Origin of the sequence: Streptomyces sp. NPDC050997, assembly GCF_040660135.1 — a bacterium.
In the GTDB taxonomy this organism is placed as follows: domain Bacteria; phylum Actinomycetota; class Actinomycetes; order Streptomycetales; family Streptomycetaceae; genus Streptomyces.
Genome location: NZ_JBFAGK010000002.1, coordinates 80,287 through 103,058 on the forward strand (window position 1 = coordinate 80,287; position 22,772 = coordinate 103,058).

At 70.9% G+C, this 22,772-nt stretch carries 17 protein-coding genes, 2 tRNA genes and 3 pseudogenes; 9 read left to right on the top strand and 13 right to left on the bottom strand.

Going from position 1 to position 22,772, the window contains the following annotated elements:
- Positions 1 to 10: 10 nt before the first annotated feature.
- The 4 genes and pseudogenes from AB0H86_RS03430 to AB0H86_RS03445 form a co-directional block, all read right to left on the bottom strand.
- Positions 11 to 1,651 carry a HAMP domain-containing sensor histidine kinase gene (locus AB0H86_RS03430; protein WP_362432430.1) on the bottom strand — a complete coding sequence of 547 codons (1,641 nt, stop codon included), beginning with the start codon at positions 1,649 to 1,651 and terminating at the stop codon, positions 11 to 13.
- Positions 1,648 to 2,388, bottom strand: a complete 741-nt coding sequence (locus AB0H86_RS03435) for a response regulator transcription factor (protein ID WP_362432432.1) — start codon at positions 2,386 to 2,388, stop codon at positions 1,648 to 1,650. Before AB0H86_RS03435 ends, AB0H86_RS03430 begins: the two co-directional genes overlap by 4 nt.
- 161 nt (positions 2,389 to 2,549) lie before the next feature.
- Complete coding sequence (locus tag AB0H86_RS03440) at positions 2,550 to 3,425, bottom strand: DUF2797 domain-containing protein (protein WP_362432434.1); 876 nt, start codon at positions 3,423 to 3,425, stop codon at positions 2,550 to 2,552.
- A gap of 60 nt (positions 3,426 to 3,485) precedes the next feature.
- Positions 3,486 to 3,892: pseudogene (locus AB0H86_RS03445) on the bottom strand (HGxxPAAW family protein).
- An 89-nt stretch (positions 3,893 to 3,981) separates the two neighbouring features.
- On the opposite strand from AB0H86_RS03445, the gene AB0H86_RS03450 reads away from it, so the two are divergent.
- The 3 genes from AB0H86_RS03450 (at position 3,982) to AB0H86_RS03460 (ending at position 6,243) form a co-directional block, all read left to right on the top strand.
- The gene (locus AB0H86_RS03450) at positions 3,982 to 4,470 is read left to right on the top strand and encodes a MarR family transcriptional regulator (RefSeq protein ID WP_362432436.1); all 489 of its coding nucleotides are present in this window, start codon (positions 3,982 to 3,984) and stop codon (positions 4,468 to 4,470) included.
- Between the two features lie 440 nt (positions 4,471 to 4,910).
- Entirely contained in the window at positions 4,911 to 5,459 is a 549-nt protein-coding gene (locus AB0H86_RS03455; protein ID WP_362432439.1) for a GtrA family protein, read from the top strand.
- 91 nt (positions 5,460 to 5,550) lie between these two features.
- Positions 5,551 to 6,243, top strand: coding sequence for a hypothetical protein (locus AB0H86_RS03460; protein ID WP_362432441.1), 693 nt, complete (start codon positions 5,551 to 5,553; stop codon positions 6,241 to 6,243).
- A gap of 22 nt (positions 6,244 to 6,265) precedes the next feature.
- On the opposite strand, the gene AB0H86_RS03465 is transcribed toward AB0H86_RS03460, so the two are convergent.
- Positions 6,266 to 6,853, bottom strand: a complete 588-nt coding sequence (locus tag AB0H86_RS03465; RefSeq protein WP_362432444.1) for a TetR family transcriptional regulator — start codon at positions 6,851 to 6,853, stop codon at positions 6,266 to 6,268.
- Positions 6,854 to 6,967: 114 nt separating this feature from the next.
- Here AB0H86_RS03465 and AB0H86_RS03470 point away from each other — a divergent pair.
- Positions 6,968 to 8,017, top strand: a pseudogene (locus tag AB0H86_RS03470) (NAD(P)-dependent alcohol dehydrogenase).
- Positions 8,018 to 8,175: 158 nt separating this feature from the next.
- Positions 8,176 to 8,664 (top strand): nucleoside deaminase, encoded by a 489-nt coding sequence (locus AB0H86_RS03475; RefSeq protein WP_362432447.1) that lies wholly within the window; start codon positions 8,176 to 8,178, stop codon positions 8,662 to 8,664.
- Positions 8,665 to 8,786: 122 nt separating this feature from the next.
- Here AB0H86_RS03475 and AB0H86_RS03480 read toward each other — a convergent pair.
- Both AB0H86_RS03480 and AB0H86_RS03485 read right to left on the bottom strand, forming a co-directional pair.
- Positions 8,787 to 8,859, bottom strand: a tRNA-Arg gene (locus AB0H86_RS03480).
- 188 nt (positions 8,860 to 9,047) lie between these two features.
- A tRNA-Ser gene (locus AB0H86_RS03485) sits at positions 9,048 to 9,138 on the bottom strand.
- A gap of 190 nt (positions 9,139 to 9,328) precedes the next feature.
- On the opposite strand from AB0H86_RS03485, the gene AB0H86_RS03490 reads away from it, so the two are divergent.
- From AB0H86_RS03490 to AB0H86_RS03500, 3 genes are all read left to right on the top strand, one after another.
- Positions 9,329 to 9,901 carry an SSI family serine proteinase inhibitor gene (locus AB0H86_RS03490; protein ID WP_362432450.1) on the top strand — a complete coding sequence of 191 codons (573 nt, stop codon included), beginning with the start codon at positions 9,329 to 9,331 and terminating at the stop codon, positions 9,899 to 9,901.
- A 381-nt stretch (positions 9,902 to 10,282) separates the two neighbouring features.
- Positions 10,283 to 14,902, top strand: a complete 4,620-nt coding sequence (locus AB0H86_RS03495) for a PAS domain-containing protein (protein ID WP_362433633.1) — start codon at positions 10,283 to 10,285, stop codon at positions 14,900 to 14,902.
- A gap of 54 nt (positions 14,903 to 14,956) precedes the next feature.
- A complete protein-coding gene (locus tag AB0H86_RS03500) occupies positions 14,957 to 15,115 on the top strand; it encodes a hypothetical protein (RefSeq protein ID WP_362432452.1) in 159 nt (52 codons plus the stop codon).
- Between the two features lie 45 nt (positions 15,116 to 15,160).
- Here AB0H86_RS03500 and AB0H86_RS03505 read toward each other — a convergent pair whose 3' ends face one another.
- The 6 genes and pseudogenes from AB0H86_RS03505 to AB0H86_RS03530 all read right to left on the bottom strand — a co-directional run bounded on the left by AB0H86_RS03505 (position 15,161) and on the right by AB0H86_RS03530 (position 21,494).
- A complete protein-coding gene (locus tag AB0H86_RS03505) occupies positions 15,161 to 16,837 on the bottom strand; it encodes a long-chain fatty acid--CoA ligase (RefSeq protein WP_362432454.1) in 1,677 nt (558 codons plus the stop codon).
- A 194-nt stretch (positions 16,838 to 17,031) separates the two neighbouring features.
- Entirely contained in the window at positions 17,032 to 17,601 is a 570-nt protein-coding gene (locus AB0H86_RS03510; RefSeq protein WP_362432456.1) for a SigE family RNA polymerase sigma factor, read from the bottom strand.
- Positions 17,602 to 17,771: 170 nt separating this feature from the next.
- Positions 17,772 to 18,938, bottom strand: coding sequence for a lipid-transfer protein (locus AB0H86_RS03515; protein ID WP_362432458.1), 1,167 nt, complete (start codon positions 18,936 to 18,938; stop codon positions 17,772 to 17,774).
- A gap of 194 nt (positions 18,939 to 19,132) precedes the next feature.
- Positions 19,133 to 19,552, bottom strand: a pseudogene (locus AB0H86_RS03520) (protein dehydratase); the annotation flags it as partial.
- Positions 19,553 to 19,569: 17 nt separating this feature from the next.
- Positions 19,570 to 20,469 carry an OB-fold domain-containing protein gene (locus AB0H86_RS03525; protein ID WP_362433635.1) on the bottom strand — a complete coding sequence of 300 codons (900 nt, stop codon included), beginning with the start codon at positions 20,467 to 20,469 and terminating at the stop codon, positions 19,570 to 19,572.
- 698 nt (positions 20,470 to 21,167) lie between these two features.
- On the bottom strand, positions 21,168 to 21,494 hold the full coding sequence (locus tag AB0H86_RS03530; protein WP_362432461.1) for a hypothetical protein: 327 nt from the start codon (positions 21,492 to 21,494) through the stop codon (positions 21,168 to 21,170).
- 357 nt (positions 21,495 to 21,851) lie between these two features.
- On the opposite strand from AB0H86_RS03530, the gene AB0H86_RS03535 reads away from it, so the two are divergent.
- The gene (locus AB0H86_RS03535) at positions 21,852 to 22,718 is read left to right on the top strand and encodes a bifunctional DNA primase/polymerase (protein ID WP_362432463.1); all 867 of its coding nucleotides are present in this window, start codon (positions 21,852 to 21,854) and stop codon (positions 22,716 to 22,718) included.
- Positions 22,719 to 22,772: the final 54 nt, after the last annotated feature.

The following is a 22,772-nucleotide window of genomic DNA, read 5'->3' on the forward strand; positions in this document are numbered from 1 at the left end:
ACGACTCTGGTCAGGCCCCCTGTTGCACCCATATGGCGGCGCTGTGCTGTGCCTGTGAGTGCGATTGCCAGTTCGTTTCGGGCGCCGGATGCGGGATCACGGGACCCAGCGCGGGCAGGTGCATGGTGAAGACGGTGCGCCCGGGAGCGCTGTCCACGGTCACCGCACCGCCGTGCGCGGTCGCCACGGCCTCCACGATCGCGAGCCCCAGACCGGTCGAGCCGGTGGCCCGGGAACGCGCCGAGTCGCCGCGCGCGAACCGTTCGAAGACGTGCGGGAGCAGCTCGGACGGGATGCCCTGACCGTTGTCCTCGACGTCCACGCACATCCAGGGGCCGCGCCGCTGCACCCGTGCGGTGACGGTCGTACCGGGCGGCGTGTGCTTGCGTGCGTTGCCCAACAGGTTGACCAGCACCTGCTGGATCCGGGCCGCGTCCGCGGAGACGAGGGCCGGTTCGTCGGGCAGGTCGAGGCGCCAGTTGTGGCCCATGCCGGCCGCGCGGGAGTCGCTGATGGTGTCCACGACGAGCGGTACGAGGTCCGTCTGCTCGAACTGGAGCGGCCGCCCGGCGTCGAGGCGCGCGAGCAGCAGGAGGTCCTCCACGAGGAGAGTCATACGGCCGGCCTCGGACTCGATACGCCCGAGGGCGTGCCGCGTGTCCGGTCCGACCTCCTCTCTGCCACGTCTGGTGAGCTCGGCGTACCCGCGGATCGAGGCGAGCGGGGTGCGCAGCTCGTGGCTGGCGTCCGCGACGAACTGCCGTACCCGCATCTCGCTCTGCTGCCGGGAGTGCAGAGCCCCGTGGACGTGGTTCAGCATCCGGTTGAGCGCGGCACCCACCTGCCCGACCTCGGTGTGCGGGTCGGTCTCGGACACGGGCACCCGCTCGCTGAGGTTCACCTCGCCGGTGTGCAGGGGCAGTTCGGAGACCCGGGTGGCGGTGGCGGCGACCCGGCGGAGGGGGCGGGTGGCGACTCCTACGAGGACATAGCCGGCCAAGACGGCGGCGCCGAGACCGGCGGCGGTGACGCTGAGCTCCACGAGAATCAGGGTGTTGATGGTGCTGTTGACGTCGTCGGTGGGGAGGGCGACGTAGTACGAGTCGCTGCCGTCCAAGCTGGTGACGTACGCGACGCGATACTCCCCGATGCCCGGGATGTCCACGGAGTGGGCGTTGCGGTCCTTCGCCACGGAGGCGAGGGCCGCCTTCTGCGCCGCGTTGAGGCTGCCGGCGCGCATGTCCTTGAAGGCGCCGTTGCTGTCCTTCTCCTGCTCGGCGATGGCGGCACTGGCGATCTTGCCGCTCGTCACGTACGCGGCGATGGTCTTGGGCTGCGTCGGGCCCTGCGTGACGAACTTCGCGGCCCTGGCGCTCGCCGGGGTGTTGTCGTTCGCGTTAGGCGGGATCTTGTCTTCGCCGTTTGGCGGCTGCTTGCCGTCCATACGGCCGCCCACCGCGCGCATGGAAGTCTCGCGCAGCTTGCCGTCCAACTGCTCGTACAGATGCGACCGCAGCGCCAGCGTCGTCACCGTGCCGATCACCGCGCAGACCACCGCGATCAGCACCACCGACGCGACGACGAGCCGGGTCCGCAGGGTGCGGGGCTTACCTGCTCGCTTCTGCGCACGCGGCCGTCGTCGTCCGCTCATGACACCGCGGGCTTGATCAGGTAGCCGGCACCGCGACGGGTGTGGATCATCGGCTCACGGCCGGCGTCGATCTTGCGGCGCAGGTAGGAGATGTAGAGCTCGACCACGTTGGCCTGGCCACCGAAGTCGTACGACCACACACGGTCGAGGATCTGCGCCTTGCTGAGCACGCGCCGCGGATTACGCATCAGGAAGCGCAGCAGCTCGAACTCGGTGGCGGTGAGGTGGATGCCATCGCCGGCCCGCGACACCTCGTGGCTGTCCTCGTCCAGGGTGAGGTCCCCGACGACGAGGACGGAGTCGGAGCGCCGGTCGGCCGCGCCGGAGCGCCGGATCAGACCGCGCAGCCGGGCCACGACCTCTTCGAGGCTGAACGGCTTGGTGACGTAGTCGTCGCCACCGGCGGTGAGCCCGGCGATCCGGTCCTCGACGGCGTCCTTCGCCGTCAGGAACAGCACCGGCACGTCCGGCAGCTCACGCCGCAGCCGGCCCAGCACGGCCAGCCCGTCCATGTCGGGCAGCATCATGTCCAGGACGACGGCGTCGGGACGGAACTCACGGGCGGTCTGTATGGCGCCCGTGCCGTCACCGGCACTCCGGATCTGCCAGCCCTCGTAGCGAAGGGCCATGGACAGGAGTTCGGTGATCGACAGCTCGTCGTCCACCACAAGCACTCGGACGGGGCTCCCGTCCGGCCTCAGCAGTTCGGTGCGCCCCTGGGGCGAGGTCGTGGTCATAGTGAGACCATGCCGAGGTCCCCTGAGAACACCCTTTCGACTGTCTGTGAATTTCCTGAGAAACGCACAGGTGACTCTCAGGGAAGCCTTGGGAACCCTTCATCGACGATTCATGGTTTTTGGCGGTCTCCGGTGTCGTGCCGAACCTGCCGCCGCCCTGGTCAGAACAACCCTGACTGCACGCTCGACGGCGCCTTGAACTGCCGTACCGGCACGGTGACTTCGTCTCCCTCGGCGGGAACCAGCTCCCACCCGGTGATCAGCCGCGTGTCGAGGACGACCACTGCGCCGGTCCCAGTCGCCAGGTGCAGGTCCGGCCCGGCGGCCGCAACCAGCCGGCCACTCACCACGCCCCCGGCGGCAAGCTCGGCCACCTCGCCGACGGCTGACGGAAGGTCCGTGAGCCCGAACTCGTCGACGTGATCGACGGGTTGGCAGGGCGCGGGCGCGAGCGACTCCGGCCAGCCGCCGAGGGCCACCGCACTCCCGTGCAACTCCGTGACCTCAGCGGCCCGTTCGTCCGCCGACCCCGGCAACCGGGCCCGTACCGCCCGCTTCTCGACGTACGGAATCCGGTCCGGCACCCCGAGTGCGGCGCGCAGCAGTTCCTCGGTACGCCGGGCCGCCATCAGCGGGCCGGTGCCCAGCCAGCTGAAGCAGACGGCGCCCTGCTCCAACAGCCGGGCTGAGCCGCGCTCTTCGGCGGTGATCCCGACCTTGACCATCCCGGGACCGAACCACGCCAGATACACCCGGTACGGCCGCGGGTCGTCCGCGAGAGTGTCGGCGGCGACGGAGTGAGCCCGGTCCAGCCGCGCGCACTCCTCGCACCGCGCCCCCGTACTGCGCCCCGACACGGCCGCCCGCACCGGACAGGGATGCCTCCGCGCACCCACACATGTCCGACCGCCCCCTTCCGCGACCCCGAAGGCCACGCGCTTCCCCCAGGTCAGCGCACTGCGCCGCCCGCCGTCCCACACCAGCACGGGACCGTCCCCCGACCACCGCAGCCCCGAGCACTTCCATGCCTGTGCCATCGCTCACGAGAGTAGAGGGCACCACTGACAATGGCGGCTGGGGCGCAGTCGGGGCGGGGTTCAGCTGCCGGAGCCGGCGGTGACGGACGCCGCCGCCGCACCTGCCACCGGCGTCTCGCCGTCCACCGGCGCGACGTCCACCGCTGTCGCCGCCGCTGCCGTACGCCGAGCCCCCGCCCCGCCAACCGGCACCCGACACACCCGGGATGCCCGCCCCGCGCCCCCGTGTCCCGCACCCGTATCCCCCACTGCTCCCTCGGCCGTTTCCCCGGCGGCTTGCCCCAGCCGGTGAGATGCAGGGCCCAGGTGACGAGGAGGCTCACGACGTCGATCGTGGCCCCAGCCACCAGGAGCGGAGTGGACACCACGCACACACCCAGCCCCAGCACCGCCGTCCCGACGGTCGCGATGCCGAAACCGGTCCAGCCTGCGACCGTATGCCCCTCGTCATACTGATGTGCGCTCACGTGCCCGCCTTCCTCCCGTACGGGTATCTCACAGCGTAAGTAATTTACTACGTGAACCTCTCACAAGCTAAGGGAAACAGGAACCCGCAATGCCAGCCAAGTCGCGCCCCCCTGCCACTCCGGCCCAGGCACTGTCGGCGATGGACTCCCTCGTCGCGGCCCACCTGCTCGGCCAACAGGAGATGGCCCAGCGACTGGGCCTGAACGTCAGCGACCTCCTGTGCTTCGCCTACGTCCTTCAGGCGGGCGAGAACCTCCTGACGGCCGGCGACATCGCCGAACGCGCGCACGTCACCACCGGCGGCGTGACCGGCATCCTCAACCGCCTCGAACGCGCCGGCTATGTCACCCGCGTCCCAGACCCCGCGGACCGCCGCCGCGTCCGCGTGGCCGCCGTCCCGGACGCCGTCACCCGCGTGGTCGCCCTCTACGAGCCCCACTACGCCCGCCTGAACGACCTCTTCGCCGATTACCCCGCCGACGAACTGGCCGCCATCACCGACTGGTTCACCCGCGCGACGGCCGTCGCCCACAGCTACATCGAGGAACTCCGGGACCAGGACGCCAAGAGGAAGTGACGCAAGGGGGAAGTGACCCCTGACGCGACTCCGGACGCGACACGTCCGTGGAACCGGCCGTGGAACCGGCCGTGGAACCGGCCGTGGAACCGGCCGTGGAACCGGCCGTGGAACCGGCCGTGAAATCGGCCGTGAAACCGGCCGTGAAACCCGGCGTAACCCCGACCGTGACACCCGGCGCGATACCCGGGTGGTGTAGCTGGCCATACCCCCAGTCCGGTAGCCCGCTCCATCGTTCCCGCTAGCGGACGACGGCATCGTTGAACCCAGCCGATCCCAACGGATCCCGCCGCCCCCCGGCTGATCCCAACTGGCCCCGGCTGAAGCCCGATCGAAGCTCGACTCAAGTCCGACCGAAGCCCGACCGCGAAGGTCGCCTGAAGTCGGACCGGTCTCAGCTGACGACGCAACGAAGCCCGCCCCGTCCGGAAGGAAACGTCATGGAGTCGCCGCTCCCGCCGAAGCCGCAGCCCACGCGCGGCGAGCCCCGGCCAGTCCGCGGCACCTCCGCGACTCCGGGCCCCCTCACCTCCTTCCTGCGGTTCGTGATCTGCGGCGGCGGTGTCGGCCTCCTCGCCGGCCTCGCCGTACCGCTGCTGGCCGCGACGATGCCCTGGGCGGCCGCGAACGCGGTGATCACCGTCGCGTCCACCCTCCTGTGCACCGAGTTGCACGCGCTCTTCACCTTCGGCACGGGCCGCCGCCCCGGCTGGCGCCGCCACCTGCAGTCCGCGGGCTCCGCGACGGCGGCGTACGTGGTGACCTGCGCCGCGATGTTCATGCTCCAGTCGGTACGGTCGTCGCCGAGCCTGCTGTGGGAGCAGGCGGTCTATCTCTCCGCGTCCGGTCTCGCCGGAATCGGCCGCTTCCTGGTCCTGCGCCTGTTCGTCTTCACCGGCGGCGACCGGAAGCAGGCCACGACACGGAAGCCCCGCCCGGCGAACGACTGGAACGTTCCGTTTGTGAGGACCGAGGCTTTTGCCGGATGACCAGGCAATGACCGACTAGCGTGCCCATGTCACTGTCTGTATGTCACTGTTCGTATGAGAGTGCACCATGTGCACGAGGGGGTTTCTCCGCATGCGGGAGACACGGAAGACACGAAGAGCACTGACGCGACTGACCATCGCCCTGCTGGCCGCCACCGGCCTCGCCCTGTCCGGCCCGGGCACCGCCCAGGCCACCACCACGGTCGACATCCCAGCACCCACCGCCGACGGCGTCTCGGCGACGGTGAAGTTCTACGGCACCGTCGTCCCGAAGCCCTACAACCCGGATCCCACCGCCGCCTTCGGGGACCGCAAGTGTCTGAACACGTACCACGACTACGACCCGACCCCGGGCTGCGGCGGCTTCAAACTGGGCGTCACCCTGCACAACGTCCGCAACCAGCCGGGCTACATCGCCGGCCTGAGCAGCACCGACCAATCGTTCAAGGCCTACGCCGACACCGCCCGCACCTTCGGGTGCCTGCGCCCCGACGGCACCTTCGACCACAGCACCAGCTTCGTCGTCCGCACCGAGCAGCAGGAGCTGATACACAACTACTACTACCCGCAAGCCAACTGGGTCCTCTACGAGCTCCGCGCGAACCCCACCCAGGACACGGGCCCGCTGTTCTACATGAACTTCCCGGCGGTCACGGTGGACTGCCCCACGGGCATGACCCCGGCCCAGTACGGCCTCAAGGTCAGCAACGTCAAGGTCACCATCGCCGACGACAACGTCTTCGGCCACTCGACGTGGAGCACCCCGGGCCCGTTCTACGGCTAGGACTGTCGGCTCCTGGCTGGGACTAGTCGGCCGCCATCGCGCGGCGAACGCTCTCATGAAGCAGGGCTCGACGCCGCTCGTGCAGTTCCGGGGGCTCATCGACGGTCGCCGCGTAGACGTTGCTGACCGGCGACCAGGCCATGGACATGGCGATCACCATGGCCATCACGTCGAACGGGTCCCCCCGGCGCACCAGGCCGGCGGCCTGCGCCTCGGCGATGGCGCGCAGTTTGTTGTCGTCGAGGCGGTCGGGGTCGTCGACCAGGTGACCTGCCGGGCGTCGCTCCAGTCGCGCCCAGGTGGCCAGGCGGATGAGATCGGGGCGGCGCAGGTACTCGTCGTAGAGGCGCACGGCCCAGTCCGCGAGGTCGGTGGCGTCGATCGGGACGACGTTCACGATCCGCTCCAGGGAGCTGAAGAAGATCGCGTCGAAGAGCCCTTCCTTGTTGCCGAAGTAGGCATAGAGCTGGGCCTTGTTGGTGCGTGCGGCGGCCACGATCCGCTCGATGCGCGCTCCGGCGATCCCGTGCTCGGCGAACTCCTGGGTCGCCACCTCGATGATGCGCCGGTGCGTCGCCACGCCACGCGAGGTCAGGGGCTGGTCAACCATGCCCGCCACACTACCAAACAGAACAGTTGGTTTGCCTGACGCCCCGCACCTCTGTAATTGACAGCAAAGCAGACCGAACAGTCTGTCTATACGAGTGGAGCGGAGTGGAGCGTCATGAGGACCACAGTCGGCTGGCAGTCGACCAGCACGGAGGCGACATCGCAGCGGGCACCCCTGCGGAAGCTGCGCCGGACACCACTGGAACGGCGCGACCTACGCCCCGACGACCTCGCGATCCGCGTGGACTACTGCGGTGTCTGCCACACCGACCTGCACGCCGTCCGCGCCCATGGCGTGGTGCCGGGGCACGAGTTCACGGGTGTGGTGACCGAGACCGGGCCCGAGGTCACCGGCTTCACCGTCGGTGATCCGGTGGCGGTCGGCAACATCGTCGATTAGTGCGGCACGTGCGCCATGTGCCGAGCCGGCCAGGAGAACTTCTGCCACGACTTCCCGACCCTCACCTACGGCGGCCTCGACCGGCACGACGGATCGACCACCCTGGGCGGCTACTCCCGCGAGTACGTCGTCCGCGACCGGTTCGCCTACGCCCTCCCCGCCGCTCTGGATCCGGCCGCCGCGGCTCCACTGCTGTGCGCCGGGGTCACCGTATGGGAGCCACTGCGCGCCCTCGGCGTGGGTCCGGGGACGCGTGTCGCCGTGGCGGGACTGGGCGGTCTCGGCCATCTCGCGGTCAAGATCGCCGTGGCGCTGGGCGCCGACACCTCGGTCATCAGCCGCTCACCGGACAAGATCGACGACGCCCGTCGCCTCGGCGCCGCCGATCTCATCGTCTCCACCGCCCCGAAACAGATGACCGACGCCCGTGAACGGTTCGACGTCGTCATCGACACCATCTCCGCCCCGCACGACCTCTCCCCCTACCTACGCCTGGTCGCCATGGACGGGACGCTCAGCCACCTCGGACACCTCGGCCCCGTCACCGTGGAGACCACCGACCTGCTCGTGGGGCGCAAGAAGCTCAGCTCCGCGGGCAGCGGCGGCAGGCCCGCCACCGCCGCCATGCTGGACTTCTGCGCCGAGCACGGTGTCACCGCCGACATCGAACTGCTCCCCTCGACCCACGTGAACGAGGCCCTGACCCGCCTCCAACACAACGACGTCCGCTACCGCTTCGTACTCGACCTGTCCGACCTGGACTGACCCGCCCTCCGGGGCCTCTCACCTTTGTGCACTCGGCGGGATTCGAACCCAGGTCACTCCCTGGGCGCCGGTAACGCCCCCGCCGGTGCGCCTTCCCGGTCGCCACAGACGGACGTAGGCTGCGCCCGAAGATCGCGATGTGAGGAGGACCGTACGCCATGGCGACGGAAGCCCAACTGCCGTACCTGCGCCGCTGCGTGGAGCTGGCAGCCCAGGCGCTGGCGAAGGGGGACGAGCCGTTCGGTTCGGTGCTGGTGGGCGCGGATGGCTCGGTGCTCGCCGAGGGTCACAACGAGGTGGCCTCCGGAGACCACACACGGCACCCCGAGTTCGAGCTTGCCCGCTGGTCCGCCGCCCACCTGACGCCCGAGCAGCGGACGGCCGCGACCGTCTACACCTCCGGCGAGCACTGCCCGATGTGCGCGGCCGCGCATGCCTGGGTCGGTCTCGGCCGCATCGTGTACGTGGCCTCGTCCGAGCAACTCCAGACATGGCTCGGCGAGTTGGGGGTTCCAGCACCTCCAGTACGCGCCCTGCCAGTCAACGAGGTCGCCCCCGGGGTAGTCGTGGAGGGGCCGGTCCCGGAACTGGTGACGGAGGTCCGCGACCTGCACCGCAGATTCCACGGCGCGAGGCAGCGCGACTAGCTCCACACGTGCAGCTCACTCCTGGTCGCGCTCAAGGTCCACCCGAAAGTGGCGTGCACTTCGCTGCTGTACGCCCCTGAAACGCAAGAGGCCCCGGATCTCTCCGGGGCCTCTCACCTGTGTGCACTCGGCAGGATTCGAACCTGCAACCTTCTGATCCGTAGTCAGATGCTCTATCCGTTAAGCTACGAGTGCTTGTTTTGTTTTGTGCCGTTCCTGGTCCTTATGGCCCGCTCGCGGCGACAGGAAGAACATTACATGACTGCCGCCGCCATGTGAAATCCGTTAGCCATACCCCTTGTGACCTGCGGAAAGGCTCCAGAAGGGGTATGGCGGGAGACGACGAAGCCCCGGCCTGTGGACCGGGGCTTCGTGATCTGGTGCGGAGGCGGAGGGATTTGAACCCTCGATGGGATTGAAGTCCCAAACCGCATTAGCAGTGCGGCGCCATAGACCGGACTAGGCGACGCCTCCAGCACAACCTCCCGCGCGAGCGCGAGTGGTGCGTGCAGATGATGACACAGTCGAGCGCGGTGTCACCAATCGCCTCCCACGGTACTAGGCGGGCGGGCCGCAGGGCAAAGTCCTTACCTGCGGTCCGGCGGTCCGGCGGTCCGGCGGCCCCGCGCCGCATCGTCCCGCGGCCCACCGCGTTAGTCAGGGCATGTCATACGTCGCCCGGCGCAGCCGGTTCGCAGGGTTCGCCCGTCTCCTCGTCGCCGTCGGCTCCGCCGGCGCCGCCGCATCCGTGCCCATGGCCACCGCCCTGCCCGCGGCAGCCGCTCCCGCCGTGCCCTTCGCCCCCTCCACTCCTTTCACTCCTTTCACTCCTGGCACTCCCGCCGCCGCCTCCATCCCCCTCGCGCCCCCGCCCGTCCGGGACGAGGACCGGGTGGAGCCAGTCGGCGATCACCTCACCGTCACCGTGCGGAAGGCGGGCGTCAGTGCCGACGGGACGTACGAGGTGAACTGTCATCCCGGTCGGGGGAGCCATCCCGACGTCAGCGGCGCGTGTGCCGTCGTCGACCGGAACACCCGGTGGGGCAAGGACGTCTTCGGGCCGGTGCCCGGGGACAGCGTCTGCACCATGCAGTACGGCGGGCCCGCCACCGCGCATGTCACCGGGACCTGGGCCGGGCGGCCCGTCGACGCGACGTTCGACCGCAGCAACGGCTGTGAGATCGGGCGGTGGGACCGGCTCGTGCCGCTGCTGCCCAAGTTGGGCTCCGGCTCCTGAGCGCCGCCAGGCTGACAGTCAGGCAGGGCAGGCATCCGGGGCGACCGGGCGTCCCGGGTCGGCCACCCGCCCCCGCCGTTTTCATGGCGGACGCCCCGGCTCCGTAAAGGTCCCGAGACGGTCCCGCCCAGGTCACGTGGAGGCGAACCGGGAGCCCAGGCGTGTGGTCGAGTATGCGGTCACATGTTCTGCGTCACTTCGTCGTGCGACCTCCCTCTCATCCGGCGTCGCGAGCGCAACCGCTGCCCGTAGACTCCCTCGCGTGACACGTCGCGGGCCGGTTGGCAAGATGGCCCGAGCGGTCGGCAAGGTGCGGTAACAGGGAGGAAGCGTCTCGTGAGCAGCAGGCCATCCCGAGGCGCTGCTCGCCTCGCAGCCATACTGGATGCGCTTCCCGATGCGTTGGTGCTGGTCAACGCCAATGGGACCGTCGTGAACGCCAATACGATCGCGCTCGAGGCCTTCGAGACGCCGGGGACCGCTCTGGTCGGACGCGGGCTGCTCGATCTGCTGCCGCAGTTCGACTCCAAGCTCATCCCCGGGTCCATGCGTCGGCCCGACCACATGGATCCGCGCGGGCGGACCAAGCCGACCCGGATGGTCGCCCGGCGGACCGACGGGACCGAGTTCCCGGTCGAGGTCACCAGCGCGAACCTCGAGAACGGCCAGCAGGCCTACGACGGCTACGGCTACAGCGCCGACGAGCTGCTGATGCTCGTCGTACGGGACCTGACCGGCACCGTGGACACCGAGGCCGAACTCGCCCGGTCGCAGCGGCAGACCGAGATGATCCTGCGGGCCGCGTCCGAGGGTGTCGTGGGGACGGACACGGACGGCCGGATCGTCCTCGTCAACCCGGCCGCCGCTCAGATACTGGGCTACCGGGCCAGCGACCTCGGCGGCCGTGAGCTGCACGAACTCGTGCTGCACTCCCGTCCCGACGGCACGCCCTTCCCGTACGAGGAGTCACCGCTCGCCGACACCCTGCGCTCCGGGCGCAAGCATCGGGTGCGCGGGCAGGTGCTGTGGTCGAAGAAGGGCGACAGGGTTCCGGTCGACCTGACGACCGCGCCCGTCCGCGACGGCGACCAACTCGTCGGTGCCGTGATGACCTTCGCCGACCGGCGGCCGTACGACGCGCTCGCCGACGAGAAGGCGGCCGCCGAGAAGCGCCACGAGGACGAGCTGGAACGGCTCTCCGAGGAGCAAGCCTCCGAGCTCACCTCGCTGCGCCAGAAGCACGTGACCGAACTGGAGGAGATCCAGGAGCAGCACGAGGAGGAGCTCGCCGCGGGCGAGGAGCGGTACGCCGCCCTCGGGGAGCGCGCGAAGGACCGCTACGAGGCCCTCTCCGGACGGCACGAGCAGCTGCTGACCCTGCTCTCGCAGTCGCTGCGCGGCCCCCTCGACGAACTGCGCCGTGATCTGTCCGCCCTGGCCGCCGACGACGCCGGGCAGCTGTGGCCCGAGGCCAACCAGGTGCTCCATCACCTGTCGGCGGGCTACTCACGGATCACGACCCTCATCGACAACGTCCTCGGGTACCAGCGCCTCGACACCGGGGCGGCCGGCATCACCCGTACGAAGGTGATGCTCGACGCCGTCGTCGCGGCGGGCGTCGAAGGGGCCGTGGAGCTGATCGGGCCCGGGCGGGTGCAGTTCGCCGTGCACGCGCCGCCCATCGAGGCCGAGGTCGACTCCCGGCTGCTCGCCACCGCGCTCGCCCACCTCGTCGCGGACGTCGCCGGCGTCGACGCGACCGGCAACGCGCACGTTTCGGCGGGCGGTTACATGGACAACACCGTCGTCGTGGCGGCGGCACAGCGCGGCGAGGTCGTACGGATCGAGGTGCGCGGGCCGTACGCAGGGGGAGACCCGGTGCACGAGCCGATCGTGCGCGGCATCGTGCGGGCCCACGGCGGTGTGCTGCAGACGCACGTGGTGCCGGGCATGAGCGGTAGTGCCTACGTCCTCGAAGTGCCCCTCGGCGGTGGGGCCGGAGCCGTCGCGGCTCCGGGACCGGCCGCGCTGGAGGCCGGACCCGGCGAGGTCGCGCTGCCCGAACAGGCCACCTCCGGCGGCGGACGGCGGCGGGCCCGGCGGGCCACCACCGACGCCTTCCTGGAGAGCGAGCTGCCGGGCGCCGACAGCGACGAAGCCGACCCGGAGTCCGTGGCGCCGACCGGTCGGCGCAGGCGGCGGGGCGCCGCCGCGCAGGAACCCGCCCCCATCCCGGCCCAGGCCTCGGGCGAGGCCGGTGAGGCGTCCGGCGGTACCGGACGGCGCCGGGGACGGCCCGCCGAGATCACCAGTGGTGCCGGTGCGAGTGGTACGGGCGGCGCTGACGCCGGTGGGGCGATCGCCGCCATCGCGGGGGGTGCGGGCGTCTCGGAAGGGGCGGTCGTCACCGCCGCCGAGCACGCGGCCGGGACCGCGGCGGCCGGTACGGGTCTGGGCGGGACGGTGCCGCCGCAGGGCGTGCCCGCGCCCGACGGACGTCGTGCCCGGCTCGACGCCGGTGAACAGCACGCGCTGCCGCCGGCACTGCCGGCCTTGGCCTCCGCCGATCCGGCCCAGGCCGCCGGTCCGTCGGCCGACTCCACTGGGAATCCGCAGCAGCCGACAGGACGCCGCCGGCGGGCACTGGCCGCCGCCACGGAGCGCGCCGCCGCGCAGGAGGCGGGACCCCGTACGGTGTTCGCCCTGCCGCCCGCCGAGGCGGACCGCACGACGGAGGGGGCGAACGGGCAGGCTGTGCCGCCCGCTCCGTCCGTCGCCACCGGCACCGATGCCGCCGCTCACGCGCCCGCGCCCGCTGCGGGCCCGGTTCCGGAGCAGGTGCAGGTTCCTGGCCAGGGGGTTCCCGGCCAGGGGGTTCCCGCGGACGCCGGTGTCGACGACGGTCGGCACGACGCCGTGCCGCACAGCCAGGCCGACGACCACACTCCGCCGCAGCCGCACCCCACGAACGCGCCCACGGGGCGCCGTCGCCGGGCGGTCGGCCAGCGGGCGGAGTTGGAGGCCGCCGGGGCGCCCGTGCAGGAGGTCCCGGACCAGGGCGTCGCGGCGCAGGGAGTGCCGGTCCAGGCAGGTGCGCCTCAGCCGGGTGCGCCTCAGGCCCACGTGGGCCAGGCGGCTCCGGCCGCCGGTCAGGGTGGGGTGGTCGGCCAGGGCGGTACGGTACCCGCGCCGGGCACGGCCGTTCACGGGGTTCAGACGGCACCGGGCCAGCCGGTCGGGGCGCAGGCCGCGATCGCGCCGGCACCGGCACCGGCGCCTGCGGCGCAGGGCCAGAGTGTCCCTGCCCCCGCGCCCGCAGCCGGTCCCGCGCAGAACGCCCCCGGTCAGGTCGGCCTGCCCAACCAAGCCGCACCGGGCCAGCCGGTACCTGGGCAGCCCGCGCCTGGCGCTCCCGTACCCGGGCAGCCCGCGCCGGGACAGATCGCGCCCGGTCAGACCGGCGTGCCCAACCCTTCCCTGCCCGCCCAGAGCATCCCGGCTCAGGCCGGCCCGGCTGCCCACGGCATGCCCGACGCCCACGCCACCGGCCAGCCGCTCCCGGCCGAGGCCGCGCCCGGTCAGGGCATCCCCGGCGCCCCCCAGAACCCACAGCCCGCACCGCCTGCGCAGCCCGCACCGCCCGCGCAGACGGCCACCCCCGCTCCCGGCACCCCCCTCCCCCCGGAGGCCGCCGCAGCGCAGCCGCCCGTCGCCCAGCCCCTCCCCGCCGAGGCAACGGGTGCGACGGCCGCGACACCCGCACCCGGCGCCGCCACCACACCCGCCCCTCCGGCGGCCACACCCACCGCGCCCCCCGAACCGGCGGTCGACCCGAACTCCACGCAGGGCAGGGCCATCAGCGTGCGGACGCTCGGGCAGGGGGTGCCGTTCGTGCGGCAGGCCCAGGCGCCGCATCCGGTGACCGCACCCGTCTCCGCCCTTCCGTCGGCCACGCCTCCCCCGCATCAGACAGGCGGCTCGGGTCGGCGTCGCAAGCTCGGTACGCGGACCGATCCCGCTTCCGGGCACCCGGAGCAGACGGCCCGCTCGCACCCGCAGGCCGACCAGCCCCTCGTACCCTCGCAGGCCCAGCAACCGCAGTCGCAGCCGTCGCTGGCCGGGCAGTCCCGGCTGGCGCAGGCCACCGAGGGCTCGGGGCGGTCGTATGCCATAGGGGCACCGGACCAGAACGCGGCCGAGGGGCCCGAGCCGTTGGACGGTCCGGGCGGTGCCATCGAGGTGGCGGACCCGCCACGGCCGCAACCCATGGACGACGAGCTGCCGCCGGAGCCGCTCGACAATCCGCGACGGCTGTTGGTGTGGCCGGCGCCGGACGTCACCACCCAGCAGGCGCTCAGCGACCGCGGCTACCGGCCGGTGATCGTGCACTCGCGCGAGGAGGTCGACGCGCAGATCGCGGCCTTCCCCGCCGCGCTTTTCGTGGACCCGCTCACCGGTCCGATCACCCGGACCGCGCTGCAGTCGCTGCGGCAGGCGGCGGTCGCGGCCCAGGTGCCGGTGCTGGTGACGGCCGGGCTCGGGCAGGCCTCGCGGGAGGCGGCGTACGGCGCCGATCCCGCCGTACTGCTGAAGGCACTGGCGCCGCGTGACACCGAGCAGCACCCGCCGCGCGTGCTGCTGATCGAGGAGCACGCGGAGATCGCGCTCGCGCTGACCGCGACGCTGGAGCGGCGCGGGATGCAGGTCGCGCGGGCCGCGAGTGACGCGGACGCGGTGACGCTTGCCGGGCAGCTCCGGCCGAATCTCGTCGTGATGGACCTGATGCAGGTGCATCGGCGACGGGCCGGCATCCTCGACTGGCTGCGCGCGAACGGCCAGCTCAACCGCACCCCGCTCGTCGTCTACACCGCCGCCGTCGACCAGGCCGACCTGCCGCGGCTGGCCTCCGGCGAGACGGTGCTGTTCCTGGCGGAGCGGTCCACGAGCACCGAGGTGCAGTCGCGGATCGTCGACCTGCTGGCCCGCATCGGCACCAACTGACGCACGAGACGGCACCGACCAGCGTGGGCCTCGCTCGCGCTGCGGCTGCATCTGATGGCGTCGCAGGCGGGGCTGGTGGCGTCGCAGGCGGGGCTGGTGGCGTCGCAGGCGCTGGTGGCGTCCCACGTGGCCGACCTGGCCCTGGCCCTGGCCCTGACAGTGACGTGTGTGCCGGTACCGAGCAGGGACGCCGGTGCCGAGCAGGGACCGTGAGGGCCCCGCTCGGCACCGGCGTCGACGCGTGAGTTCGTCAGGGCGTCAGAGCTTCGTGACGTCCAGCTGCCCGTCGGCGTACCGCCTGCGCAGCACCTTCTTGTCGAACTTTCCGACGCTCGTCTTCGGCACCGCCTCGACGATCGACCAGCGCTCCGGGAGCTGCCACTTGGCGATGTGGCCCTCGTCGGCGAGGAAGGCGCGCAGGGACTCGAAGTCGGCGGTGGTGCCCTCCTTGAGGACGACCGTGGCCAGCGGGCGCTCGCCCCACTTGTCGTCGGGGACGGCGACGACGGCCGCCTCCGCGACGGACGGGTGGGACATCAGCGCGTTCTCCAACTCCACCGAGGAGATCCACTCGCCGCCGGACTTGATGACGTCCTTGGCGCGGTCGGTGAGGGTGAGATAGCCGTCCGGGGAGATGGATCCCACGTCCCCCGTCTTCAGCCAGCCGTCCTCGCTGAACTTGTCGGAGGGGCGCAGGGGTTCGGCATCGGGGCCGTTGTAGTAGGCACCGGCGATCCAGGGGCCCCGGACCTCCAGCTCGCCCGCCGACTCGCCGTCCCAGGGGAGGCGTTCGCCGCCGGGGCCGGTGAGCCGGGCCTCGACACTCGTCGGGAAACGGCCCTGGGTGAGCCGGTACGCGAACTCCTCCTCCGTACCCACCGCGTGGGCCGGAGGACGCGCGACCGTGCCGAGCGGCGAGGTCTCCGTCATCCCCCAGGCGTGGCAGACCCGCATACCCAGCTTGTCGAACTCCTCCATGAGCGAGGGCGGGCAGGCCGAGCCGCCGATGGTGACCTGGGTGAGGGAGGAGACATCGCGCGGCTTGGCCGTGAGCTCGGCCAGCAGGCCCTGCCAGATGGTGGGGACGGCGGCCGCGTGTGTCGGCTTCTCGCGCTCGATCATCTCGGCGAGCGGGGCGGCCTGGAGGAAGCGGTCCGGCATCAGCATGTTCACGCCGGTCATGAAGGTCGCGTCCGGCAGGCCCCAGGCGTTCACATGGAACTGGGGGACCACGACCAGCGAGGTGTCCTGGTCGGTCAGGCCCATCGACTGGGTCATGTTGACCTGCATGGAGTGCAGGTAGACCGAACGGTGGGAGTAGACCACCCCCTTGGGGTCGCCCGTCGTCCCGGAGGTGTAACACATGGCGGCCGCCTGGCGTTCGTCCAGCTCCGGCCACTCGTACGTCGTCGGCTTCCCGGCGATCAGGTCCTCGTACTCGTGCACCTGGACGGCGGCGCCCGCGAGGAGGGTGCGGTCTCCCGGCCCGGTCACCACCACGTGCTGGACCGTCTTGAGGTGCGGGAGCAGCGGGGCGAGCAGCGGGAGCAGCGAACCGTTGGCGATCACCACCCGGTCGGCCGCGTGGTTGACGATCCAGGCCAGCTGCTCCGGTGGGAGGCGAAGGTTGAGCGTGTGCAGCACGGCGCCCATGGAGGGGATCGCGAAGTAGCACTCGACGTGCTCGGCGTTGTTCCAGGCGAGAGTTGCCACCCGATCGTCGTCGACGACTCCGAGGTCCTCCCGCAGAGCGTGCGCCAACTGGGCGGCACGGGCACCGACCTCGGCGAAGGAGCGGCGGTGCGGTTCGTCGTCACCGGTCCATGTGATCACCTGCGATGTGCCGTGGATCGTCGACCCATGGGTCAGGATCCTGGAGATCAGCAGCGGTACGTCCTGCATGGTGCTCAGCACGGCGTCCTCCCGAGGCGACATTGCCTGCGCGGTAGTTAGGGTTGCGCAGATTCTGCGCGCATACCGATCGGTATGTCACTAGGGGAGGATGATCGATCACGTCACGTTGCGCTCATCGCATGAAGAAGGTACCGGGTCGGAGGTGTCGGAACCTGCGCCACAGGCCTACCGGAACCCACGGCCACGCACGCACAGGCCCGCTGCCGGAGCCCGCGCTAGCGGACCAGTACCAGCTCGGGGTCCTCGCGGAGCTTGCCCAGCGCCCGGGACACCGCCGACTTCACCGTGCCGACGGACACCCCGAGCACCTCTGCCGTCTGGACCTCACTGAGGTCCTCGTAGTACCTGAGGACGACCATCGCCCGCTGCCGGGCGGGCAGCTTCATGATCGCCCGCCACATCGCGTCATGCAGGGCCTGCTGCTCAGCCGGGTCGCTACCGGCGGGCACCGGCTCCGGCTCGGGCAACTCGTCACACGCGAACTCGTCGACCTTGCGCTTGCGCCACTGCGAGGTACGCGTGTTGAGCAGCGCGCGGCGCACATAGCCGTCGAGCGCACGGTGGTCCTCGATGCGCTCCCAGGCCACATACGTCTTGGTGAGCGCGGTCTGCAGCAGGTCTTCCGCGTCACTCGGGTTCGCGGTGAGCGACCGGGCGGTACGCAGCAGCACCGGCTGACGGGCCTTAACGTACGACGCGAACGTGGGGTACGAAGTGGAGTACGAACGGGTCTGCGTCGCCGGTGCGGCGGCCTTCGAAGCGCTGGTGCAGACGGGTGTGGTCATGGCTCAACGCTATGAGTGAGAGCGCCTGCGGCTCATCGGCCGTAGGTCCCGAAGACAAGTCCGCCTCAGGTTGTAGGGGTGGGGCTGGCTCCACCTCCTGAAGGTGGACTGGCGGACCGGGGGTACTGCGGGATCACCCCTGGGGGTTACCCCTCCGCGGTCCCTGCGGCTCACTCGTCCGAGGCCAGGACCAGGCCCGACGTCGGCACCCCCGTCCCCGCGGTCACCAGGACCCGGCTCGCCCCCGGTATGTGGTTCACGGCCGTACCCCGAATCTGTCGTGCACCCTCCGCGATGCCGTTCATGCCATGCAGATACGCCTCCCCGAGCTGTCCCCCGTGTGTGTTCAGCGGCAACTCACCGTGGCGTACAAAGTCCGCCGCCTCCCCCTTTTCACAGAAGCCGAACTCCTCCAGCTGCATCAGCACGAACGGCGTGAAGTGGTCGTACAGGATCCCCACGTCGATGTCGGCGGGGGTGAGGCCCGAGGTCCGCCACAGTTGCCGGGCCACCACGCCCATCTCCGGCAGGCCGGTCAGGTCGTCACGGTAGAAGCTCGTCATCTGTTCCTGCCCCCGGCCCGCACCCTGGGCGGCCGCCGAGACGACGGTGGGCGGGTGGGGCAGGTCGCGGGCCCGCTCCACAGAGGTGACGACGAGTGCCTGGCCGCCGTCGGTCTCCTGGCAGCAGTCCAGCAGCCGCAGCGGCTCCACGATCCAACGGGAGGCCGCGTGGTCGGCGAGGGTGATCGGGCGGCCGTGGAAGTAGGCCGCCGGATTGGTCGCCGCGTATCCGCGGTCCGTCACCGCCACGTGCCCGAAGGCCTCCGGGGTCAGGCCGTACGTGTGCAGATACCGCTGGGCCGCCATCGCCACCCAGGACGCCGGAGTGAGCAGTCCGAAGGGCAGGGACCAGCCCAGGGCGACCCCCTCCGCCGACGGTTCCCGGTGCTGCACGCCCGAGCCGAATCTGCGGCCCGACCGCTCGTTGAAGGCTCGATAGCAGACGACCACCTCGGCCACGCCCGTGGCCACGGCGAGCGCGGCCTGCTGGACGGTGGCACAGGCCGCCCCGCCGCCGTAGTGGACACGGGAGAAGAAGGACAGCTCCCCCATCCCACAGGCCTGGGCGACGGTGATCTCCGGGCTGGTGTCCATCGTGAAGGTCACCATGCCGTCCACGTCGGCCGGCCGCAGTCCGGCGTCGTCCAGCGCGGCCCGCACGGCCTCCGCCGCCAGCCGCAGCTCGCTGCGGCCCGAGTCCTTGGAGAACTCCGTGGCACCGATGCCGACGATCGCCGCCCGACCGCCGAGCGAGTCCCGCGTGCGGGCGCTCATCGCGGCTCCCTCGGTTCCCTGGGCCGGTGCGTGGGCTCGCTCGGCGGGTGCTTGGCTTTCCCCGGTTCCTTGGCGTTCCCCAGTTCCCCCAGTTCCCCCGGCCGCTGCCCGGCTTCTCCCGGTACCTCGGCTTCCGTCGGCTGCCCCGGCTCTCCTCCCACCGTCGCGTTCGCCCCCTCCGGATCCGGTGACGCCCCTCTCGGCACGGTGACCGTGACGGTGCCGGTCACGTGTCTGCCGATCGCGTTGGCTCCGACCACGCGGACGGTCGCGGTGTAGCCGTCCACTTCATCCGTCACGTCCTCGATCACGTCCTCGGTCACGTCCTCGATCGTGCCCGTCAACACCATCGAGTCGCCTGGGTAGTTGGGTGCGCCGAGTCTGATGGCCACCTTGCGGAGCACCGCCCTGGGGCCGAAGTGGTCGGTGATGTACCGGCCGACCAGGCCGTTCGTCGTCAGGATGTTCATGAAGATGTCGGGGGAGCCCTTCTGCCGGGCCAACTCGGCGTCGTGGTGCACGTCCTGGTAGTCGCGGGAGGCGATGGCGCCGGCGACGACGAGGGTGCGGGTGATCGGGATCTCCAGGGGCGGGAGTTGGTCACCGGCCTTCATGCGATGTCCGACGGCCCTCATCCGGCCTCCCCTCCGGCGCGGAAGACCGGCAGCACCAACTCGTCCTCGTACTCCTGGAACTCGAGTCGCACGGACTGACCGATCCGCACCTTGTCGTACGGCAAGCCGACCACGTTGCTGATCGTCCGGACGCCCTCCGCGAGTTCGATCAGGGCCACCGCGTAGGGCGGATCGAAGGCGGGGAAGGGCGGATGGTGCAGGACGACGTACGAGAAGACCGTGCCCTCTCCGCTCGCCTCGACCGTGTCCCAGTCCGGGCAGCCACACGCTGTACAGCCCGGCAGCCAGGGGAGACGGAGCGCCGCGCAGGCGGCGCACCGCTGTATGAGAAGCCGGTGCTGTCGAACGCCCTCCCAGAAGCCGGCGTTGTCACGATTGACGACAGGGCGTGGGCGCGCTGCGGGGCGGGGACGTGAGGGCTTTTCCTCTGGTCGGCGTGCGGGGGCGTACTTGAGGATGCGGAAGCGGTGGGTGCCCACCAGGTCCTCACCCACCCGGACGTCCATACGGGTCGTGACGAAGTACCCCGCGCCGAGCTTGGTCGTCTTTCGCTCCGATACCGCCTCGATGACCGAGTCGAAGGTGACCTCGTCGCCGGGTCGCAGAGCTCTGACGTACTCCTGCTCGCAGTCGGTGGCGACCACCGACGTGCAGCCCGCCTCGTCGAGGAGGGTGAGCAGTTCGTCGTACGCCCCTGTCCGCCCGGTGTGACCGGAGAGGCCGCCCATGGTCCACACCTGGAGCATGGTGGGTGGGGCGATCGCCTCCGGTCCGCTGTACGCCGGACTGGAGTCACCCATCGCCTCGCACCAGTGCCGGATCATGGGCGCGTTGACGGGGTCCTTGCCGATGCCGGCCACGGCTGCGTGCCGCCCCTCGAAGGCCTTCAGCCGCATGTCCAGGATGGGCGGGTCGCCACCGGCCGCCTGCTCGTCGCCGGCTCGCGGATCACCGCTGACGCCTGGCTCGTTGCTCGCGACCGGATCGTCCGTGACGCACGCTTCACCGCCGCCCATCAGCTCACCGCTGCCTCCGGACCGGCCGCGCACCTCCGACTGCTCGCCCATCTTCGCCCCCTCGCTGCCCTTAGCTGCCTTCGCCGACCTCCGCCGTTCCCTGCCGTCCCGCGCCGTGCCTCGTGGCACGTGCCGCATCGCGTAGACACTTCTGGTACACCGCAGCCGCCGGACCGGTTCCCACCGTCCTCGCGAAGATTTCTGACTGTCCGTCAGATAGGAAGAGGTGTCAAGGCGTCGTCCCACCGGCCAAGTCAACCGGCCCGCACCCGAGAACGCCCGGCCCGAAGGCCAAGTCGCCTGGCCCGCATGCCAAATGCGCTGCCCGCCCACCCGCGACAGCCACGCGCGACAGCCACGTGCGACAGCTATCCGCACACCTTGGACAGCCGCCCCCACGCCACACCGGAACAGCCGCCCGCCCACCACAACAGTCGCGCGCACGCGAAACAGCCGGCGCACGCAAAAGCGTCTGCGCGCCGATGCCGTAGCACCGCAGCGCAGACACTTGTCACCCCACAGAGCACCCCACACACCAGAGTCCAGGGGCCCGACGCCGAAGCACCGGCCCCCTCAGATCACCACCACAGCGGGGTGAAGTTGACGGACGTGTTGTCGTTGCCCTGATTGATGGCCGTGAACGCTGAGCCGTTGACCTGGGCGGTGTTGCTCTGGTTCGAGGCGCCGGAGCCGACCGCCTGCTGCTGTGTGGTGGACGAGTTGCCGTCGTTGTCACCGCCGACGCCGCTGCCGACGATGCCCGCCTTGGCATTCGTCACGGACGCGCTCGATCCGTCGTCCGCGATCGCACCGTTGTCCGCCGTCGCGACGCCGGAGAAGAGCGCGACGGCCAGCGGGAGGGCGGAGACGGCGGCGATGACACGGGCGGTACGGATGCTTGCCATGGTGTTCCTCAAGAACAAATTACGCACCGGCAGTAGTGCCGGAAGTACGTGAAGTACGGCTTCCGCCAGGGCAGTTGGCCGACCGCCCCGGTATTCGTGCTCGACGTCGCGAGACCAGAGTTGCCTACCGAATCCCCGGCGAACCACCCGGAAGCCGTTATTCGCCCTCAAGCGTGATGACAAGTCGATAAACCCCTTTCACTACGCAAAATCCCAGGTCGGGACAGTGCAGGCAGCTCCACCCCCAAGCGGCGCAAGAGGTAAAGCGTTCCGGCGCGTTTCCAGCCAATCCGCCCACCTGACGAGTCATGGTCGCCACCCCTTCCCTTTTTCGAACGTGTGTACGAACATGGACCCATGGCCACCACCGACCGGCAGGCCACGACGCTGGCCCTCGCACACGCCCTGTCAGCCGCCGAACGCGGACTGGCCGTCATCCCCCTGTCCCGGGCGAAGCTCCCGGCCCTGCGCTCACCCCACCGCGACGACCCCACGGCCCCGCCCTGCCACGGCGAGTGCGGACGCTTCGGCCACGGGGTCTACGACGCCACCACCGACCCGGCGCGCATCCGCGAACTGTTCGCCGCCGCGCCCTGGGCCACGGGGTACGGCATCGCGTGCGGCCTCCCGCCACACCACCTGGTCGGCGTCGACCTCGACACGAAGTCCGGTACGAACTCCTCGGCCGCCCTGCGCGAACTCGCCCTGCGGCACCTGTTCACGATCCCCGACACAGTCGTCGTACTGACCCCGAGCGGCGGCCGGCACCTCTGGCTGAGTGGTCCACCGGACGTCGTCGTCCCCAACTCGGCCGGCCGACTCGCCCCCGGCATCGACATCCGGGGAGCCGGCGGCTACCTCGTCGGCCCCGGCTCGCACACGGACCACGGCGAGTACGCCACCGCTCCCGGTACCGCCCACCTCGCCCCCGCGGCCTGTCCACCCGCGCTCCTCCGGCTCCTGCTGCCCCCGCCCCGCACCCACCACCCCACGCCCCAGTCGACCGGCGACCACGGCCAGGGCCTGGTCCAGTTCGTCCTCGCCGCGCACGAGGGCCAGCGCAACACCCGCCTGTTCTGGGCCGCCTGCCGCGCCTACGAGGACGGCATCGGCCCCGCCCTCGTCGACCCGCTCGTCGACGCGGCCCTGAACACGGGGCTCAGCGAACGCGAAGCTCGGGCGACGATCGCATCGGCGGCACGGATGTCGGGGCACCGGGCCTGAGAAGAGCTCTCGTACGAAGGCTTGCGAGCAGAGGCTCGCACGAAGGCTGTGAAC

What these genes read in the sequence shown, in the direction of transcription:
- AB0H86_RS03505 (WP_362432454.1), bottom strand. Translation starts at nt 16,837, where the DNA reads ATGTCGCCTCGGGAGGACGCCGTGCTGAGCACCATGCAGGACGTACCG.
- AB0H86_RS03460 (WP_362432441.1), top strand. Translation starts at nt 5,551, where the DNA reads ATGCGGGAGACACGGAAGACACGAAGAGCACTGACGCGACTGACCATC.
- AB0H86_RS03525 (WP_362433635.1), bottom strand. Translation starts at nt 20,469, where the DNA reads ATGCGGCTGAAGGCCTTCGAGGGGCGGCACGCAGCCGTGGCCGGCATC.
- AB0H86_RS03490 (WP_362432450.1), top strand. Translation starts at nt 9,329, where the DNA reads ATGTCATACGTCGCCCGGCGCAGCCGGTTCGCAGGGTTCGCCCGTCTC.
- AB0H86_RS03450 (WP_362432436.1), top strand. Translation starts at nt 3,982, where the DNA reads ATGCCAGCCAAGTCGCGCCCCCCTGCCACTCCGGCCCAGGCACTGTCG.
- AB0H86_RS03430 (WP_362432430.1), bottom strand. Translation starts at nt 1,651, where the DNA reads ATGAGCGGACGACGACGGCCGCGTGCGCAGAAGCGAGCAGGTAAGCCC.
- AB0H86_RS03535 (WP_362432463.1), top strand. Translation starts at nt 21,852, where the DNA reads ATGGCCACCACCGACCGGCAGGCCACGACGCTGGCCCTCGCACACGCC.
- AB0H86_RS03515 (WP_362432458.1), bottom strand. Translation starts at nt 18,938, where the DNA reads ATGAGCGCCCGCACGCGGGACTCGCTCGGCGGTCGGGCGGCGATCGTC.
- AB0H86_RS03435 (WP_362432432.1), bottom strand. Translation starts at nt 2,388, where the DNA reads ATGACCACGACCTCGCCCCAGGGGCGCACCGAACTGCTGAGGCCGGAC.
- AB0H86_RS03465 (WP_362432444.1), bottom strand. Translation starts at nt 6,853, where the DNA reads ATGGTTGACCAGCCCCTGACCTCGCGTGGCGTGGCGACGCACCGGCGC.
- AB0H86_RS03500 (WP_362432452.1), top strand. Translation starts at nt 14,957, where the DNA reads ATGGCGTCGCAGGCGGGGCTGGTGGCGTCGCAGGCGGGGCTGGTGGCG.
- AB0H86_RS03455 (WP_362432439.1), top strand. Translation starts at nt 4,911, where the DNA reads ATGGAGTCGCCGCTCCCGCCGAAGCCGCAGCCCACGCGCGGCGAGCCC.
- AB0H86_RS03440 (WP_362432434.1), bottom strand. Translation starts at nt 3,425, where the DNA reads ATGGCACAGGCATGGAAGTGCTCGGGGCTGCGGTGGTCGGGGGACGGT.
- AB0H86_RS03530 (WP_362432461.1), bottom strand. Translation starts at nt 21,494, where the DNA reads ATGGCAAGCATCCGTACCGCCCGTGTCATCGCCGCCGTCTCCGCCCTC.
- AB0H86_RS03510 (WP_362432456.1), bottom strand. Translation starts at nt 17,601, where the DNA reads ATGACCACACCCGTCTGCACCAGCGCTTCGAAGGCCGCCGCACCGGCG.
- AB0H86_RS03475 (WP_362432447.1), top strand. Translation starts at nt 8,176, where the DNA reads ATGGCGACGGAAGCCCAACTGCCGTACCTGCGCCGCTGCGTGGAGCTG.